Source organism: Sphingomonas sp. dw_22, assembly GCF_018449795.1.
GTDB lineage: Bacteria > Pseudomonadota > Alphaproteobacteria > Sphingomonadales > Sphingomonadaceae > Sphingomonas.
The window spans coordinates 1-17,668 of sequence record NZ_JAAVVE010000002.1 but is presented as its reverse complement, the minus strand read 5'-3'; the positions used below and the strand labels follow the sequence as shown (position 1 = coordinate 17,668).

The following is a 17,668-nucleotide window of genomic DNA, read 5'->3' as shown; positions in this document are numbered from 1 at the left end:
GCGCTACCCCGACATTCGTTGGGGGTCCAAGCCGGGACGGGCACGGCGCTCCCGGCTCAGGCTGCGCAACTGGAGCAGCGCGGCGGCCCCCGAAAGCAGCACGGCCATGATCGATACCGCCGGCCATCCGCCCAGGTTCCAGGCCGCGGTCGCGGCAGCGGATCCCGCGGCGCCGCCGAGGAACATCGACCCCATGAAGATCGTGTTGAGGCGCGCGCGGGCGGCGGGACGGAGCGCATAGACCAGGTGCTGGTTGGAGATAAGCGCGCTCTGCACCGCGAAGTCGAGAAGGATCACGCCGACCACGAGGCCGGCGATCGACTGCCAGAGGCCGAACACGGCCCAGGACAGGACCGCGAGGATCGCGCCGAGCGCCACGACCGGTCGCGGCCCGCGCTTGTCGGCGATGCGCCCGGCGACCGGGGCGGCCAGGATGCCGACCGCGCCGACGATGCCGAACAGTCCGGCGATATCGGCGCCGAGACCGAAGCGCGCTTGCAGTTGCAGCGCGAGGATCGTCCAGAAGGCCGTGAACGCTGCGAACAACAGGGCCTGCGTGACGGCGGCGAGGCGAAGCGGCCCGAACTCGCGCCATAGGTGCACGAGCGACGCCATCAAAGCGCCGTATCGCAGCGTGCTTTCGGGATGGCTGCGCGGGAGCCGCACGGCCATCAGCGCCGCAGTGCCCAGCGCCATCGGCACGCCGAGCAGGAACATCTCGCGCCAGCCCGCATGGGTGGCGACGAAGCCGGCAAGCGTGCGGCTGAGCAGGATACCGCACAAAAGGCCCGCCATCACCGTCCCGACCGTCGCGCCGCGGCGCTCGGGCGCGGAGAGATGCGCGGCGAACGGCACGATCTGCTGCGCCACCGTCGATGCGACGCCGACTGCCAGCGAGGCGACCAGGATCAGCGTGACGTTCGGCGCCAGGGCGGTCGCCACCAGCGCGACGGCAAGCACCATGAACTGGGTGACGATCAGGCGCTTGCGCTCCAGCAGATCGCCCAGCGGGACGAGCAGGAACAGGCCTGCCGCATAGCCGAGCTGCGTTGCCGTCGGGATCAGCCCGGTGAGGTTTCCCGGTAGCTCGCGCTCGATCACGCCGAGCATCGGCTGGTTGTAATAGATGTTGGCGACGGCCACGCCGGCGGCGACCGCCATGGCGAAGGTCAATCCGCGGCTGAGTCCGTGTTTGCCGTCCGCCGCCTGGCCAGCGGCTCCGATATCGCTGATGGCGTCCATCTTCGCCTCCTTGGGGATCAGCCGCTTTCGTTGATGGCCGCATCTGGTCGCCGGGCAGAGGTAGATCAACCCAGTATCGGTTATTATCCTCCCTTGGTGTTATGGTCATATAGCGGGATTCGAATGGACCTGAGCAATGTCGTGGTGTTGGTCGAGGCGCATCTCAGGAACCGCTGATGCATCCGTGAGGGGCAGGGCGGGCATGCGACGATCCCGGGATGACCGAGCCCCGTCGGCACTTGTGAGCGGAACCCATTGCCAGTCGTCCCCTCTCTTCAGCGCCCCAATGCCCGGAAACTTCAGATAGGCGCCTGTCACGAGAATTGGCGCTTGGCCGCACGAGCCGGGCGGCGTGGCCGTGCTGCTTTTCCCTTGTTGACTTGTGGGGTTCGTTCTTATTTTGTTTCGATCCGGCCGTTGAAGGACAAGGAATGGAACAAGCTCCTACTCCAGTTGCATCGACTGAGCGACGCGCGCCTTCGTGCCGGCCGGCGACTGCCGGGACGCGATATTTGAGAGCGGGCCGGGAAACACCTACGCCATCCCACGTCCGGAGATGAAACGATGACCCGCTCCTATCACAACCCCAATCCATATATCCCGGCCTCGCTGAGCGAGATCTATGACCTGTTGGGCGCGATGTTTCTCTGGGCGCCGACGTTCATCGATGAATCAGGTGTCTTTCCGGAACGTAACCTCGAAAGCGAATTTCACGTCCTTGTCGAAAGCTTCGGCGTCGTCCGCAAGAAGTTGGGCGAGGAGCGCTATGCGAAGCTCGTCGATCTCGCGGCGCAGGCGAAGGCGCTATTCGCGGACGATCCCGAGGACACCAACGGCAAGACCGATCAAGGGCGCGAAGTCCTGCTCGCGATCGAGGCGGTGATCCAGGAAGTCCGTTCCAGTCGCGTCAAGGCGAAGTTGGAGGACGACGGGGAAGAGATCAGCGGCGACTGACGGGCACGCGTAGCCTTGGTTCCGTAGGCCGAAGTCATGATAGGCAGGTTGCAGTTCGAGCGACGGCCAGTTGCAGGCATGGCCCCCCAACAGGCCGGGGCCGTCGATCATCTTCACCGGCTCCCATGCATCGAGGTCGGCGGGGCGGAGCAGGGCGACTAACGCAGCCGGATGATGAGGATGTCCGGGCCGCTCGAATGGCCGGGGGCCGGACGGATGTTGGCCCGGACCTCCCCGTTGCGCATGAGCGCGCGATAGCGGGCGAGCTGCGGCCCGAATGTGGCGCCGTCCGCGGCATAGCGGTCGTAATGGCTGAAGATCGCATAGTCGGCGCGGCAGGTGGCGAGCCTGGCGGGGGCGACATAGCCGATATCGACCACCGGGCTTCCGGCGCGCAGCTTCTCGACGCGCGAATAGCGGATGCGGCCGCCGAGCGCCTGGCGGACATCGACGCAGCCGGCGCTGCCGATCGGGAAGCGCAACTGCCACGGCCCCTGGAACAGGTCGAACGCGGCATGCTCGACCAGAATGGTCGCGCCGGGCGGCACATGGGCGCGGACCCAGGAAGCCGCCATCTGCCGCGTGTCGTGCAGCCGCTCCTCCGCGCTGGTCCATGTGGCGTGCAGCATCGGGATCGCGAGCAGCAGGGCGGCACCCCATGCGAACGGACCTTCGCGAAGGCGGGTGACGCGCGAAACCGCTCCCGCCGCCATGTGCAGCCCATAGGCCATCGCCAGTGCCGCGAAGGGCAGCAGCGGCACGATCCAGCGCTCCCACAGCAGTGCCTGGGAACAGATCAGCACGAGGAAGGCGAGGCAGGCCGGCAGGACCGCCCAGCGGATCCGCGTGTCGCGCGCCATTCCGGCCAGGCCCAGCGCGGCGAGCAGCAGCCCGCCCGCGCCCAGTGAGCGCAGCAGCGGGTGCGAGACATACCAGGCGAGATTGGCGAGAAACCCCGCGCCGGTCGCGCCGGGATGAACAGGGCGGGCCTCGCCAACCAGGTCTTGCAGCACGGTCGGATAGTCGAGCAGCAGATAGGGCGATGCCACAAACAGCGTGGCGACCGAGACCAGCCCCAGCAGCACCAGATCGACCGGCACGCCGCGCTCGTGCCGCCAGCGCATCAGCCCTGCGCAAAGCGGGCTCGCCAGGATCATGGCCGCAGGCCATTTGGTCGCGCAGGCCAGCCCTACGCAGATGCCTGCCAGGACATAATCGCGCCGCCGCCCGTCCTGCGCGATCGCGATGGCGCTCAGCGTCCCCAGCAGCATGAAGACGCTGGCTTGCACATCGGTGCGGATGATCTGCGAATATTCGATATGGACCGCGTTGATCGCGAGGAAGAAGGCCGCGAGCAGCCCCAGCCGCCGGTCGCCGATCCGCGTGCCGATCCGGTAGATGAGCCACACGCAGGCGACGCCACATGCGACGATGAACAGCCGCCCGGGCAGGAAGATGATCCCCGGATCGGCATAGACCGCGCCGGCAAAGGCGTGCGCGTCGGCAAAGCGCCCGGTGGCGATCCCGATCGCACCGGTCAGGTAGAAGATCGCAGCCAGGCAATAGAGCGTCGTCGTCGCCGGATGGCCGAACCAGCCGGGATTTAGGCTGTGATCGCGCAGCATGTCGAGCGCGGTCATCACGAACAGCGGTTCATCGGGATCGTTGAGCGCGGGCAGCCCGAAGCCCACGCCGTGCAGGCGCAGGCCGAGTGCCAGCAGCAGTACCGCGAGCAACGCGCAGCGCTGGAGGAGGCGGGGGCGTGCCGCGAGGGCGGCGATTATGACACCGCCTCCAGCCGCTTCGCCCGGCGCGCGGCGGCCGGCTGGCGCGGCACGCCGGCGAGCGTGATCATGTTGCCCAGTTTCAGCCCGATCGCGCGGCGCGGGAGCGGCAGCCAGCGCGGCGGCTTCATGCCGATCGTCCACGCCGCCTGGCGGGCGACGAAATCGAGCGGGAAATAGTTGCGGCTGGCCTCCACGGCGATGTCGCCGAAGCCGGCGCGCGTCAGCAGGCTGCCGATCGTCGCCGGACTGTAGAGCAAGGGATGCTGCAGGCAGAAGGGCGGCCAGCGCGTGCCCATCACCCGGCGGAGCAGCGAGCGCTCGTTATGCGTGACGATCATCAGTGTGCCGCCGGGGCGCAGCTTGGCGCGGATCTGTTCGAGCATCGCCAGCGGATCGAGCAGGTGGTCGAGCACATGGACCATCACCGCGAGGCCGATCGACGCATCGGGCACCGCCGTCAGGTCGTCCATGTCGGGCAGCAAAGTGGCCGGGCGGCCGGCGGCGGCGTCAAGCAGGTCGCGGTGGATCGCGCGGTTGGGCTCGAACAGCCAGAAATGCTCGAAATCGCCGTTCCGCGCCGCTTCGCCGACGATATGGCCGACGTCCGGTCCGATCTCGAGATAGCCGCCCTTCAGCTCGGCGCGCGCCGCGGCGTGAGCGAAATAGCCGCGCTGGGTGGCGGCGATGGCGTCACTGGAAACCACCTCCATGTTGGGCGCCATCCGGGCATAGAGCGACGCCAACTCGTCTGCGTCGAAGAAATAGGGGGCGTAGAGCAGGCCACAGGTCGCGCAGCGATGATAGGAGAAGAACGGCTTCTCCTTGAACAGCCCCTCCCAATAGGGCCGCAACGCGGCGACCGTCATCGCCTCGGCGCGGAAGCGGCTATGCACTTCCTCGCGTGCGGCGGTAGCCCCGCACATCGGGCACTCCCGGCGCCGGAAGCCGCCGCTCATCGCTTGCCCCCGGCGAAGCTCACCCGGCTGTGCCAGAAATAGCTGCCGACGATCAGGACGGCGGTGAAGCCGAGTTGCGCCAGCACCGGCGGGATCGCCGCCAGCTCCACGAGCAGCGGCAGCGCTGCCCAGTTGGCGGCATAGTTGAACAGGTAGAAGCTGGAAAAGGCGCCGAACTCGCGGGCGATATTGCCGCGCGTGCGGAACACGCCGAGCTTGTAGGTGGTGAAGGCGAAGCACAGGCTCACCGCCTGCGCGATGCCGAGCGCCACCAAGTAGTGCGTGTGGAGCAGGGGCGCGCTCCACAGCAGCAGCGGATAGATGGCGAGCCCGAACACGGTATTCGCCGCGCCCGCCGCGGCGAAGCGCAGCGGGCGCCCGCCATGCCTTGCAGATTGGGCGATCATGACTCCTCCAGCAGATCGATCCGCATGTTCGCGCGCAGCACGTCACGCGGCAGGAAGGGCGATAGATCCTCCAGCGCGGGCGAGGTGATGCGGCCGTCCGGATGCGCCTTGGCGCTGAGCTTGGGCGCGAAGGCGACATGCTCGTCGACCATGATCTCGCAGAACACCGGCCCCTCGGTGACAAGCGCGCCCTCGATCGCTTCGGACAGGTCGCCATGCCCCGAAGCGCGGAAATAGGCGAAGCCGAACGCGGCGGCGATCTTGGCGAAATCGGGGAAGGTTACGTTGCTCTTCGGCCCGCCGCCCACTTCCACGCCGTTGAAGAAGTTGCGGTGCGTCTGGAAGATCGAGACATAGCCGTTGTTGTTGAGCAGGAAGACCTTCACCGGCAGGCCGTTGCCGGCGATCGTCTGCATCTCCTGCAGGTTCATCATGATGCTGCCGTCGCCGGCGATGCAGATCACGCGCTGCTTGGCCGAAGTCGCGGCGCAGGCGCCGATCGCGGCGGGCAGGTCGTATCCCATCGTCGCGCAGCCGGAGTTGGTCCAGATGCGCTGGCCGCGCTTGATCTCGGCCGCCTGGAAGCTGACTACGCAGGCGCTGCCGTTGCCGGTGACGGTGATGTCGTCCTCGTCCAGCGCGCGGAACAGCGTATCCATTGCGACATAGGGGTGGTTGGCGGGGCCATGGTCGCGATATTCGGGCAGCACCGTCGGGAACTGGCGGACCCGCTCGCGTGCCCATTCGAGCCATTCGAGCTGGCCGTCGCTCGGCCCGGCATAAGGCTGGGCGAGCAAAGCAGGGATCAGATCGGCCAGATCGGCCACCACCGGCATGTCCGGCACGACGGTCGGCTTGCGCAGCTCGACGGGATCGATGTCGACCCAGATCTTGTACGCCTCCCGCGCGAAGGTCTTCCAGTTGTAGCTGACCTGGCGGATGTTGAGGCGGCTGCCGAGGACGATCAGCAGGTCGGCGCTCTGCGTCACCATGTTGCCGCCGCGGTCGCCCACCGTGCCGGGCCGGCCGGCATAGAGCGGGTGTGCGTTCCACAGCACGTCATGCGCGTTCCAGCCGGTGACGACGGGGACGCCGAGCTTCTCGATCAGCTTCAGGAAGTCGGCATACGCCCCGCTCAGCCGCACGCCACCGCCGGCGAACACCACCGGCCGTTCGGCGGCACGCAGCTTGTCGAGGATCGCGGCGGCGGTGGCGGGCAGGTCGGTGCGCTTCCACGGCTCGTCCAGCTCGGCGGGATCGAAGCCGGGCAGGGAATCGGGATCGATCTGCGTGGCCTGCACGTCGAGCGGAATGTCGAGCCATACCGGCCCGGGCCGCCCGCTGGTGGCGAGGTAGAGCGCCTTTTCGAGATGGTAGCGGATCGTGTTCGGATCGGTGACCATCACGGCATATTTGGTGATCGGCCGCACCAGCTCCTCGATGTCGAGCTCCTGGTCGCCATATTGGCGCAAGGGGAGCCCGGTGGCGCGCACCGTCGTCTCGGTCTTCACCTGGCCCGACAGGACCAGCATCCCGATCGAATCGACCCAGGCGCCATAGACGCCGGTGATCGCATTGGTCCCGCCGGGGCCGGAGGTGACGTTGACCACCGCCAGCCGGTTGGTGAGGCGGTAATAGGCTTCCGCCGCCATCGACAGCGCCTGTTCGTGATGGGTGAAGATGGTCGTGAGTTCGGCATGCGTGCCGAGCGCATGGTTGAGGTGCATCGCGCCCCCGCCGGTCAGCATGAAGACGTCGCGAATGCCGCGTTCGGCCAGCCGGTCCGCCACCCAGGCGGCGAGTTTCATCTTGGTCATGGTTTCCATCCGTTCCATAGCGCCGTGCGCCGGATCGCTTCGTCGAGGCCGATCGTCGGCGCGACGCCCAGTTGTTCGCGTATCCGCGCGGTCGAGGGGACGTAGCGGCCGGGGTTCCAGCCGGGATCGGGCAGGCCGAGTATCTCGACGCCGGGCGCGCTCAGGATCGCCGCGGTGCGCCGCGCGAGATCGGCGATCGACACTGCCTCCTCGGAGCCGACATTGCACACCATGCCCGGCGCGCCCGCCAGCAGCAGCGTCCAGAGCCACACCGTCAGGTCGGCGGCATAGAGATAGGAGCGGACCGCCTGCCCATCGCCCTCGATGCGGATCGTGCGCCCGGCCATCGCGTCGCGGATGAAGTTGCCGGCGGCGAAGTGGATGTCGAGCGACAGCAAAGGCCCCAGCAGCGCGAAGATGCGCGCGCCCACCACGTCCAGCCCGAACTGCTTGCCGTAGATGGTGCAGAGCATCTCGGTCGCGCGCTTGCCCGCGCCATAGGCCGATCGCGGATCGAGCGGATCGGGGCCGCCGTGCCAATCCTCGGGCACATGCGTCATCTCCCAGGGCTGGACGCCATAGACCGCGCCCGAGCTCAGGAATAGCAGCCGGGCATCGCGCTCCACCGCAAGGTCCAGCGCGTTGCGGGTGCCCTGGAGGATGGTGTCGAACATCCGGCGCGGGTCGCCCTTGTTGAGCGCGGCGCTGGCATCGGTGGCGGCGTGGATGATGTGGGTGAAATCGCCCCCGGGCGGCGTGAAGTCCAGCACGTCGCCCCGCACCAGCCGGAAGCGCGCGGCCAGATGCGGCGCGCGGGCGGCGAAGCCCTGCGGGTCGCGGCTGAGCAGCGTCACCTCGGCGCTGATGGGCGCCCGCGCGAGGGCCTCCAGCATCCAGCGGCCGATGAAGCCGGTGCCGCCGGTCATGAAGATGCGCGCGCCGTCCAGCCTCGGCCAGAGCGGGGCGAGCGCCGCGTCCACGGCGGCAAGATCCTCCTCGAAGATCATGCCGGTTGCAGTGCCAGGCTCGGCCGGTGCGCCGCATGGGCGCGCCACACCAGCAACAGGCTGTCGATCGCAAGCGCCCAGACGATCAGGATGATGAGCCCGGGCCGCACGAAATGGCCGAGCGCGATGCCGAAGCTCGCGGTCACCGGCTGGCCGCTGAGCCAGCTCGCCCCCGGCACCTCCAGCACGGTCGCGAGCACATCGTCCGCGACCAGGCAGAGCAGATAGGCGCAGACGATCGCGACGATCGGTCCCGGCCGCCGCCACGGCTCCAGCAGCACCAGGAACAGCAGGAAGGTCTGGGTATATCCCCCCGGCGATTGCGTCACGAGATAGGCGCCGAGCAGGATCGCCGCGATCCGGTTCGCCGGCAGCGCGCGCGGCTGGAGCCATGCCCCGGCAAGCGCCAGCAGCGCGATGCATTGGCTCGCGCGGATCGCGATCGGCACGATGAACTCGACCGTCTCGATCGTGCGCGAGGGGATGAAGCTCAGCACCGGCATCTGCGACGCGCGGATCAGCAGCAGCGGCGCATAGCTGGTCGAATAATGGACTTCGTTCCACACCTGCCCGGTCTGGAAGACCACCCAGTTGGCGGTGTTGGCGGCCAGCTCGCCCGGCGTGCCGCCGCCGACGATCACGAGCGTCACGAGATAGAGCAGGATCGTCGCGATCCCCGCCAGCTCCAGCGCGCGCCATTCGCGCTTCACCGCCAGCGCGAGCACGGGCAGCAGCAGATAGGGCTTGAAGTTGATCGTCGCCGCCGTCGCCGCCCGGCGCCAGAAGGGGGCGATGTTCAGCGGCCCATGCGCCAGCACGAAACAGGCGAAGGCCGGGAGGATCAGGTTGCCCCGCTCCAGCGTGAACAGCAGCGGCAGGCCAAGCCCGAAGGCGAGGGTCCGCATCGGCGCGGTGCGCGGATCGGCGCGGCGGAAACTCAGCCATACCAGCGCCACGTCGATCAGGTAGAATGCGAGGATCGCGCTCCGCCCCAGCCAGTCGCAATCGCGCGCATAGAAGGGCGAGTTCAGATAGCAGCCGGGCAGGCTGAACGCGTCGAGGAACACGAAGGACAGCGGCGGATAGATGCTGCGCCACACGTCATAGGTGCCGGGATTGTTCGCCCAATAGGCGGTGTTGAACCAGTCCATGAACGTGTCGTTGGTGTCGAACACGAAGGGCTGCGGCAGATAGCCGAGCAGGTGGAACTGCCACGCCGTCCAGGCGACGCTGGCGAGCACCGCAAGCGCCAGCAGCGCCTCGGGAACCAAAGGCAGGATGCGGCGCATCAGCGGCGCGGGGCGGCGCGATCCGCCGGGAAATTGATCCGCTCGCTTTCCAGCACCAATGGCACGCCGCGCGTGCGCTCGGCGATCATGCGGACCTGCTCGCCGATCAGGCCGAGGAAGAACATCACTGTAGCGAACATCGCGACGGCGAGCGTGATCCCCAGCAGCGGCCAGAAGGGACCGCCCAGCACCAGCGCGGCGAGCGTCGCGGCGAACAACGGCAGGGCCAGCAATCCCATGCCCAGCGCAATCGGAATCGGCGCGCGCAGCAGCGACTTGGCCGATCCCGCCAGCCCGGAAAGCGCGAACGAAGCGAGCGAGGCGAAGCCGTTCTTGGTAGTGCCCGCCGCCCGCGCAGGCCGGTCGAACGGCACCAGCGCCAGCCGGAAACCGCTCTCGACCACCATGCCGCGAAAGAACGGCTCCGGCTCGTTCCACCGGGCGAGCGCATCGACCACCGCGCGATCGAACAGCCCGAAGCCGGTCACGCCGGGGATCACCGGATAGTCGGCGATCCGCCCGAGCACGCCATAGCCCAGCCGCCGCACCGGCCCCAGCAACGCCGCGCCTTCCTCCGAACGGCGCTGCCCCAGCACCACTTGCGCGCCGCCGCGCCACAGCCGCACGAATGCACCGATCATCGCCGGCGGATCCTGGAAGTCGGCGCACATGCCGATCACTGCGGCCCCCGCCGCCTGGTAGATGCCATAAGTGGGCGAGCGCATCTGGCCGTAATTGCGATTGTTGAAGATGGCGCGGATGCGCGGATCCTCGGCACACAGCTCCCGGATGATTTCCCGCGTGCCGTCGGTCGAATCATTGTCGATCAGGATGATCTCGTGCGACGCCACATGCTGCGCGGCCTCGGCGTCCACCGCCCTGCAGATCGCACGAACATTCTCCGCTTCGTTGAAGCAGGGAATGACGATCGACAGTTCGGGGGCGCCTCGGCCGCTCACCGGCCGGCATCCTCGCGGGAGAGGCGCAGGCCGGTGGCGGGTGCGTAGATCTCGGTGAAGGCGGCGAGCGCCAGGACGAGCAGCAGCAGCGCGACCGCCGGGATATTGTATTTGCGGTCGACGTCGAGCCGGGGCGCCTCGATCACCTGCACGTCCGACGCGGTCTCGGCGGCGAGCGCGTCGACCGCCACTTCCTCGGACGAGCGCGCATAGACTTCGTACAGCGCCTGGGCGAAGCGATAGTCGCGATAGAGGTCGAAATAGGCGCCCGTCACTTCGGAGATACCGGCGACATTGGGGCCGGCGCTGCCGGCGGCGGGCGCGTTGGTCTGCCCGATCTGCGCGCGCAGCGACGCGACTTCGGACTGGACCGACTGGAGCTGCGGGTTCTCGGCGCCCTGAAAGCGCTGGAGCGTTTCCAGCTCGACCAGCTTGGCCTGGAGCTGCGCCTGCAGCCCCGCGCGCAGCGTCAGCTCGGAGCCGAGCTGCGCTTCCGGCTCGGCCAGCTTGTTGCGGCGGCGGAAATCGCTGAGCGTCGCCTCGGCCTTCGCCACGCGGATCGCGGCTTCCTTGAAGCGCTGCTCCACCACCTCGCGCTTGCGCCGCACCCGATCGCGGCCGAGCAGGCCGATCCGGTCGCCGATCGCCTGGACATAGGCGGCGGTCAGCCGCTGCGCTTCCTGCGGATCGTGCGTCCGCGCGGTGATCTCCAATATGCCGCCGGTCAGCGAATGCACGTCCATCCTGTGCGCCAGCGCCATGGCGGCGCGGTCGCGGTTCGCATAGCCGCCGGGGCCGACCAGCTTGAGCCGTTCGATCACCGCATCGCTCACTTCGCCGCCGCGGCCGATCGTCAGGTACAGGTCGATCGGCGGCTTCGCACCGCCCAGCAGCGCCGCGAAGCCCTGCAACTGGCCGCCCGCCGCGTTCAGCGACGAGCTGAGCCCGAGCGAACTGGCGTCCTGCGGCACGATCTTGGCGCGGGCGACATAGGGGCGCGGGACCAGGCAGAGCACCGCGAGCACCAGCGCCGCCACGGCATAGGCGATCCGGCGGCGGCGCATGTCGCGCCAGAGGCTCGTGATACGGGTTCCGATCGGCACGGCGGCGCTCAATTGTTGAGGAGCGCGGCGATGGTCGCCGCGCCGGTCAGGCCGCCGAACATGCTGGTGGTGATGTCGCGCAGCCGCGCCCAGAACTCCCCGCGATTGGAATCGAGCGGCACGAAGATCAGGTCGCCCGGAAGCGCGATCTCGCGCACCACCTGCTTGCCGTTGGCGAGCACGGTGCCGTTGGCGCGCACCACGAAGATCTCCTTCTTGTCGCCCAGCTTCTGGACGCCGCCGGCGGAGCGGATGAACTCCCCGATCGTCATGCCCGGCCGATAGGCGAAGGATGCCGGGCTCGGCACCGCGCCGAACACGCCGACGGTCACCGGCTGCGGCGGGATGTAGATCGTGTCGTTGTTCTCCAGCACCAGATCCTCGGGCAGCGTCTTGGCCCCGACCGGCAGGTCGAAGACAAGGCGGCCGTTGGGCTCGCGTTCGCGCAGCTGCGCGACGACCGACTGGATCAACTGGGTATTGCCCATCTGCGCCGCGCGGGCGCGATCGGCGGAGACCAGCGGCTGGGTGGAAAGCTGCAGCTGCATGTCGCGGATCGCGCGATCGAAGCTCACCCGCTGCTGCTGGCGCACGCTGTCGCGGGTGATGACGCTGGCATAGGGAAAGGCGCCGGACGTCAGGCCGCCCGCCTGGGCGATCACGTCGCCCAGCCGCGCACCGGGACGGAAATAATAGCGGCCGGGCTTCGCAACCTCGCCGCTGATCGTCACCAGCGCTGATTGCTGCTCCAGCGGGCGGGCGATGCCGATATTGGAGAGGATGCGGATCACGTCGCCGCGCTGCGCGGGGCGGGTGCGCGCCTCGGCGGCGGTCAGTTGCTGCCAGCCGGCGTCGCGTGCCCCAAGCGAATCGAGCACGAGCAGCCGGCTGCTGTCGGCGACGGTGCTGACGCCGCCGGCATAGAGGATCGCGTCCTCGAGCGTTTCGCCGGCGCCGACCTCGAAGATCGCCTGGCGGTTGATCGCGCCGACCACCGCCACTTGCGGACCCGCCGGCGCGATATAGAGGACGTCGCCGTTCTGGAGCACGGCATCGCCGCTCTTGTCGCCCTTCAGCAGCAGGTCGTAGAGGTCGAAATCGGAGACCAGCTTGCCGCCGCGCCGCAGCTGGATCGAGCGCAGGCTCCCGCCGGACGCGGGGCCGCCCGCCGCCAGCACCGCGTTGACCAGCGTCGAAAGGCTGCTGACCGAATAGGAGCCCGGCCCGTTCGCGAAGCCGGTGACATAGACGGTGATGCCGCGCAGCCGCGCGATCGTTACCTGCAGGTCGAAGCTCCGATACTGGCGCGAAATCTGCCGCGCGAGCACGTCGTGCAGGTCGCCATAGCGCACCCCCGCCACGGCGATCCCGCCCACGCGCGGCACGAAGATCCGGCCCTCGCTGTCGATCGTCAGCCGCAGGTTCGCCGCCTGGACCGATCCGCTGAGGCCGAGCTGGAGCTGGTCGCCCGGGTTCAGCCGGTAATCGTCGGGCACCGCCGTAGTGGGCGGCGTGGAGAAATCGCGCGCGCCGGGCGTCAGCAGCTCCGCGCCGAAGCGCCGCACCGGCGTTCCGGCGGCTTCCGACACAAAGGCTTCGAACTCGTTGGCCGGGGCCATATGCGGCGCGCCTGCGCCGGCCGGCTTTGCGGGAGAGGCCGCATCGTCCGGAGCCTCCGGAGAATTGTCGATCACCGCAGGCTGGAAGCTGGGGCTGTCCTTGGGCTGGGGGATCGCCGTCTGGGTCGCGGCGGGGCTGCGCTCCTCGGTGCCGGCCTGCGCCGCGCCGCCGACCGGCGGCATCAACTGCGCCGAAGCGGGGCAGGGGGCCAGGGCCAGCGCCACCGCGAGGGGCGCCGGCAACAGGTCACGAAGAGGGATCATGCGGCGACTGCTTCCGGTTCGACGAGGCCGGCGCCGATGCCGAGCAGGGTGGAGGCGGCGGCCTCCCAAAGATCGGGCGTCGCCGCGATGAGCACGCCCGGGCTGCCCGATCCGACGCGATAGGGGCGATGGTCCCAGTGGCGGACCTCGCCGCCGGCCTCGGTCACGAACAACGCGCCGGCCGCATGGTCCCAGGGCAGGATGCGCTGGAACAGGGTCACGTCGTTCTGCCCGAACGCGATCCGCGGATAGCTCTCGGCGGCGCAGCGCGGGATCGGCACCAGGTCGAAGCGCCGCGCGGCATGGGCATGGACCCGCGCCCGGCGTTCCGGGGCGAGGAATTGTGTGCCGAGCGCGGCGATCGGGCGGGGGCTGCCCGATGCCCGGGCGCGAACCGTCACGCTATCGCAGGTCGCGCCCTTTCCGCGCTCGGCATGGCAGAGCCGCCCGCTGTCCGGATCCAGCATCCAGCCTGCCAATGGCTCACCATCTTCAATCAGCGCCACCATCAGCCCGAACGGGCCGCGTCCGGCGGCGAAATTGGCCGTCCCGTCCAGCGGATCGACCAGCCAGACCAGTCCCGTGCCGACATCGTCGAGCAATTCGGGGGCGTCCTCCACCGCCTCCTCGCCGACGATCCGGGCGCCCAGGCCCAGCGCGTCGAGCCCGTCGCGCAGGCGCAGCTCGGCTTCGCGATCGGCCAGGGTGACGATCTCGCCCGGCCGCTTCTCGGCGATCTCATGCGGGGCGAGCGCGCGGAAGCGCGGCATGACGACCGTGCCCGCTACTTCGCGGATCAGCGCGGCAACCTGTTGGTGGAGCGACATCGGGGCTCAGGCGGCGACGCTGGTCATCTGGCTGCGCGCGGCGCTGGCGTCGCGCTCGCGCATCATCCGCAGCCGGGCCAGATCCTCATCGGCGATGGCCGAGTAATAAGCGCGCTTGTTCTCCAGCCAGGCGAGCTCGAACGCCACCGCATTGCCCACCGCCGCCTCGAAGTCCGGCAGCTCTGCCGCCGCGCCGTCGAACACGATCTTGCGCGTCTCGAACCGGTCGAGCCGGACCGCGCGGATCTCGCGCAGCGCGGGAGCCGCCTCGACTGCGACCGATCCGCCCACCACCAGCTCCAGGTCCGCTGCCGCGCAGGCGCGGGCGGCGGTCAGCACTGCCTCGGTGATCTGGCGATCGTTGATCGCGCCGCGCGGTAGCCCGCGCGACAGGGTGAAATCCACGCGGCCGAACACGATGCCGTCCAGGTCGGCGCGGGCCAGCGGCAGCATCGCGTCGAGATTGCGCAGCGCCGTCTCGGTCTCCAGGTTGAACAGGAAGCGCGTGCCCTCGGCGTCCTCGCCATGCGTCTTGCGCTTGGCCTCGATATATTTGCTCAGTGCATAGGGCGTTTCGATCATCGGCGCGATGATGTGATCGACGCCGTAGAGCCGCGAGGCGAGCAGGTCCGACACCGCCTCGCACCCGCCGATCTTGAGCGCCACCTTCAGGTCGGCCGCGCGGGCGAGATGCAGCAGGCGGAGGAATTCGTCGGGACGGGTGCCCTCGGCCTCGAATTCGGCCTTCACGGCGACCACGCCATATTCGTCGCGGCCCTTTTTCAGCATGTCGAGCATGCGGCGTTCGGTGGTGTTCACGGGTCGGTCCCTCTCGATACGCAACTATGGATCGGAGGGGAGACGGAGCCTGGCGGCGGAACCCGTAACGCGATTTTCACGCGAAATTTTTTCGGATCGGCGTTGCGGGTATCGGGATTCGGCTCCGTCGTAACAAAGATGCCGGGCATATTCGCGATCCAGTTTCCCTGTGCCTTCCTGCTGGCGGCGGTAGGCCCGGTCACGCTCCCGGCAGGCGACGATCCGGCATTTCGTGCTCGGATGATGGACTGGTCGGCCGCAACTCCCGCCCCGGCCGAGCCTCGCCCCGTCAGGCATGTCGCAAGCGTCGCGCTGCCCCGGCTTTCGTCGCGCTTCGGCTACCGCGTCGATCCGCTTCATGGGGGAAGGGCGATGCACGACGGTATCGACATCCCCGGCCCGCTGGGCGCGCCGGTGCGCGCCGCCGAGTCCGGCACGGTGCGCTTCGCGGGAACCGCGGGCGGCTATGGCAACATGGTCGAGATCGCGCATCCCGATGGGCTGGCGACGCGCTATGCGCATCTGTCGCGCATGCTGGTGCGGCCCGGTACGCAGGTGGAGCAGGGCGAGGTGATCGCGCTGATGGGATCGACCGGGCGCTCTACCGGCAGCCACCTCCATTTCGAGGTGCGCGCGCACGGCCATGCCATCGATCCGCTGGGCGAGCTCGGCGCCGCTCCTGCCTGGCAGGAGGTGTCTCCTCCGCCCGCACCCGCCGCGCCGCATCTCTCGGCCTTCGCCAAAGCGCGTGCGGCGGCGGAGCAGGACGATCGCTGAGTTCCGCTCCTTCGAGCCGCAGCGTGGCGCAGGCGGAAACCCGCCGGTCACGCGAGGGGTTGGCAATGCGGCCGCTCGCGGACTAGGTGCATGGTGGACCCGAGGGACAGGCCAATTGAGTCCCGGCGTCGATGCGCCTCCTGGGCAGAGCGTGTCGGCCTCGTTTGCAGGACAGCGACGGAAATCATCTCGCGCAATGGATGGAGAACCCCAGATCGACGGGCTGCAGCGCGTGATCCTCAACGAGCGCGGGCGGCTGCTCCGCTTCCTCGCGGCGCGCGGCGCCGGGGTCGAGGCCGAGGATGTGCTGCAGGATCTGTGGCAGCGCGTCGCCGCGCAGCCCGGCCATCCGATTGCCGATCCGGTCGCCTATCTGTTCCGCGCCGCCGAGAATCTGATGCGCGACCGGCGCCGCTCCGATGTCAGCCGCGAGCGGCGCCAGCAGGACTGGCACGACAGCGGCGAGACGGCCGAGGAGGCGCCGCTGGGCGAGCGCGTCCTGATCGCGCGCGAGCGGCTGCGCGAGGCGGAGTCGCTGCTCGCGGAACTGGGGCCGCGCGTCGATCGGGTATTTCGCCGTTATCGCCTGGAAGGGGAGAGTCAGGCGGTGATCGCACGGGAATTGGGGGTGAGTTTGAGTTCGGTCGAGAAGGATCTGCAAAAGGCATATCGGGCGCTCGCGGCGCTGAAGGCGAAATTCGATGCGGAATGAACGGCTCGACTCCGTCCTTGGGGTGCAATGGGCATGACCGCACAGGAATCCGGGACGATCGAGGAGCGCGCGCGCCTCTGGGCGATTCGCGTCCAGGATCCGCATTTCGCGGACTGGGATGGCTTCACCGCGTGGCTGGAACAGGCGCCCGCCCATCTCGCCGCCTATGAAGCCGCGCTGGAGGACGATCGCTGGACGGAGGATCTGTTCCGTTCCGCGCCGCAGCCCGCAGCCGAACCGATCGCCGCTCCGCCGTCGCGCCGCCGCTGGGTCTTTGCCGGCACGGCGGCCGCCGCGCTTGTCGTCGTCGCCGACGGCTGGGCGGTGCTCGATCGCGAATCCCCGGTGCGCGAGGTCGCGACGGCGCCGGGCGAGCATCGCACGATCGCGCTGGCGGACGGCTCGCGGATGATCCTGAACGGCGCGACCCGCGTGGCGTTCAGCGAAAGCACGCCGCGCGCGGTCGAGCTGGTCTCCGGCGAGGCGCTGTTCGAGATCCGCCACGATGCGCGCAATCCCTTCGTGGTGACGGTGGCCGGCACGCGGCTGGTCGATGCCGGCACCGTGTTCAACGTGGTCCGCGACGGCGGCGCGCTCGATGTCGCGGTGGCGCAGGGCGCGGTGATCTATGCGCCGGGCAAGGCGCAGATCCGGCTGGATGCGGGCGCCGGCCTGTCGCGCGCGAGCGACGGCGCCCGGCCGGTGGTGCGCAAGGCGAGCCCGGACGGCGTCGGCGGCTGGCAGATGGGCCAGCTCCAATATGACGACGCCACGCTGGCGCAGGTCGGCCGCGATCTCGGCCGCAATCTCGGGCTGGCGATCCAGGGCTCGGATGCCGCGGACCGCCTGCATTTCACGGGTACGCTGGTGCTGACCGGCCCCCCCGAGCAGGTGCTCGCGCGCGCCGGGCCGCTGCTGGGCGTGCGCTTCGTGCGCGGAAAGGACGGGTGGACGATGGCTCCGACCGATGCGGCGCCGCATTAGGGCCTGGCCTCTGCCTTTCATCCTCTTCACCAAGCCCCGCGCGTGGGCAGGGGGCGCGGGGGAGGGGGGGGGGGGGCGCCGCGCGGGGGGGGCGGGGGGGGGGGGCGGCGCCCCGGGGGGGGGCCCCCCCCGGGGGCCCCCCGGG

16 protein-coding genes are annotated in these 17,668 nt (G+C 69.1%); 4 read left to right on the top strand and 12 right to left on the bottom strand.

Annotated features, from left to right (window positions below; all coding sequences use genetic code 11):
* Positions 1-3: 3 nt before the first annotated feature.
* On the bottom strand, positions 4-1,161 hold the full coding sequence (locus HB724_RS01020; RefSeq protein ID WP_213979204.1) for an MFS transporter: 1,158 nt from the start codon (positions 1,159-1,161) through the stop codon (positions 4-6).
* Between the two features lie 645 nt (positions 1,162-1,806).
* Between HB724_RS01020 and HB724_RS01015 the strand changes: the two genes are divergently transcribed.
* On the top strand, positions 1,807-2,196 hold the full coding sequence (locus HB724_RS01015; RefSeq protein ID WP_213979044.1) for a hypothetical protein: 390 nt from the start codon (positions 1,807-1,809) through the stop codon (positions 2,194-2,196).
* A gap of 158 nt (positions 2,197-2,354) precedes the next feature.
* Here HB724_RS01015 and HB724_RS01010 read toward each other — a convergent pair whose 3' ends face one another.
* The 11 genes from HB724_RS01010 to HB724_RS00960 are packed head-to-tail and all read right to left on the bottom strand — an operon-like array spanning position 2,355 to position 15,050.
* The gene (locus HB724_RS01010; protein WP_218625027.1) at positions 2,355-3,932 is read right to left on the bottom strand and encodes a glycosyltransferase family 39 protein; all 1,578 of its coding nucleotides are present in this window, start codon (positions 3,930-3,932) and stop codon (positions 2,355-2,357) included.
* A gap of 44 nt (positions 3,933-3,976) precedes the next feature.
* The gene (locus HB724_RS01005) at positions 3,977-4,906 is read right to left on the bottom strand and encodes a class I SAM-dependent methyltransferase (protein ID WP_213979043.1); all 930 of its coding nucleotides are present in this window, start codon (positions 4,904-4,906) and stop codon (positions 3,977-3,979) included.
* A 29-nt stretch (positions 4,907-4,935) separates the two neighbouring features.
* Positions 4,936-5,346, bottom strand: coding sequence for a GtrA family protein (locus HB724_RS01000; RefSeq protein WP_213979042.1), 411 nt, complete (start codon positions 5,344-5,346; stop codon positions 4,936-4,938).
* On the bottom strand, positions 5,343-7,163 hold the full coding sequence (locus tag HB724_RS00995) for a thiamine pyrophosphate-binding protein (RefSeq protein WP_256731229.1): 1,821 nt from the start codon (positions 7,161-7,163) through the stop codon (positions 5,343-5,345). Before HB724_RS00995 ends, HB724_RS01000 begins: the two co-directional genes overlap by 4 nt.
* Positions 7,160-8,170: an NAD-dependent epimerase/dehydratase family protein gene (locus HB724_RS00990; RefSeq protein ID WP_213979040.1), complete on the bottom strand. Its 1,011-nt coding sequence runs from the start codon at positions 8,168-8,170 to the stop codon at positions 7,160-7,162. The genes HB724_RS00995 and HB724_RS00990 overlap by 4 nt, the downstream gene beginning before the upstream one ends.
* Entirely contained in the window at positions 8,167-9,459 is a 1,293-nt protein-coding gene (locus HB724_RS00985) for a hypothetical protein (protein WP_213979039.1), read from the bottom strand. The genes HB724_RS00990 and HB724_RS00985 overlap by 4 nt, the downstream gene beginning before the upstream one ends.
* Positions 9,459-10,418: a glycosyltransferase gene (locus HB724_RS00980; protein WP_213979038.1), complete on the bottom strand. Its 960-nt coding sequence runs from the start codon at positions 10,416-10,418 to the stop codon at positions 9,459-9,461. The genes HB724_RS00985 and HB724_RS00980 overlap by 1 nt, the downstream gene beginning before the upstream one ends.
* A complete protein-coding gene (locus tag HB724_RS00975; protein WP_346344640.1) occupies positions 10,415-11,521 on the bottom strand; it encodes a capsule biosynthesis protein in 1,107 nt (368 codons plus the stop codon). Before HB724_RS00975 ends, HB724_RS00980 begins: the two co-directional genes overlap by 4 nt.
* A gap of 8 nt (positions 11,522-11,529) precedes the next feature.
* Positions 11,530-13,404, bottom strand: a complete 1,875-nt coding sequence (locus HB724_RS00970) for an SLBB domain-containing protein (protein WP_213979037.1) — start codon at positions 13,402-13,404, stop codon at positions 11,530-11,532.
* Entirely contained in the window at positions 13,401-14,231 is an 831-nt protein-coding gene (locus HB724_RS00965; protein WP_213979036.1) for an inositol monophosphatase family protein, read from the bottom strand. The genes HB724_RS00970 and HB724_RS00965 overlap by 4 nt, the downstream gene beginning before the upstream one ends.
* 6 nt (positions 14,232-14,237) lie before the next feature.
* Positions 14,238-15,050, bottom strand: a complete 813-nt coding sequence (locus tag HB724_RS00960) for an aldolase/citrate lyase family protein (RefSeq protein WP_346344639.1) — start codon at positions 15,048-15,050, stop codon at positions 14,238-14,240.
* A 138-nt stretch (positions 15,051-15,188) separates the two neighbouring features.
* Between HB724_RS00960 and HB724_RS00955 the strand changes: the two genes are divergently transcribed.
* The 3 genes from HB724_RS00955 to HB724_RS00945 all read left to right on the top strand — a co-directional run bounded on the left by HB724_RS00955 (position 15,189) and on the right by HB724_RS00945 (position 17,523).
* Positions 15,189-15,827 (top strand): M23 family metallopeptidase, encoded by a 639-nt coding sequence (locus HB724_RS00955; protein WP_256731228.1) that lies wholly within the window; start codon positions 15,189-15,191, stop codon positions 15,825-15,827.
* Between the two features lie 196 nt (positions 15,828-16,023).
* Positions 16,024-16,539 (top strand): sigma-70 family RNA polymerase sigma factor, encoded by a 516-nt coding sequence (locus HB724_RS00950; protein ID WP_213979035.1) that lies wholly within the window; start codon positions 16,024-16,026, stop codon positions 16,537-16,539.
* 33 nt (positions 16,540-16,572) lie between these two features.
* Positions 16,573-17,523 (top strand): FecR domain-containing protein, encoded by a 951-nt coding sequence (locus HB724_RS00945; RefSeq protein WP_213979034.1) that lies wholly within the window; start codon positions 16,573-16,575, stop codon positions 17,521-17,523.
* The last annotated feature ends 145 nt before the right edge of the window (positions 17,524-17,668 follow it).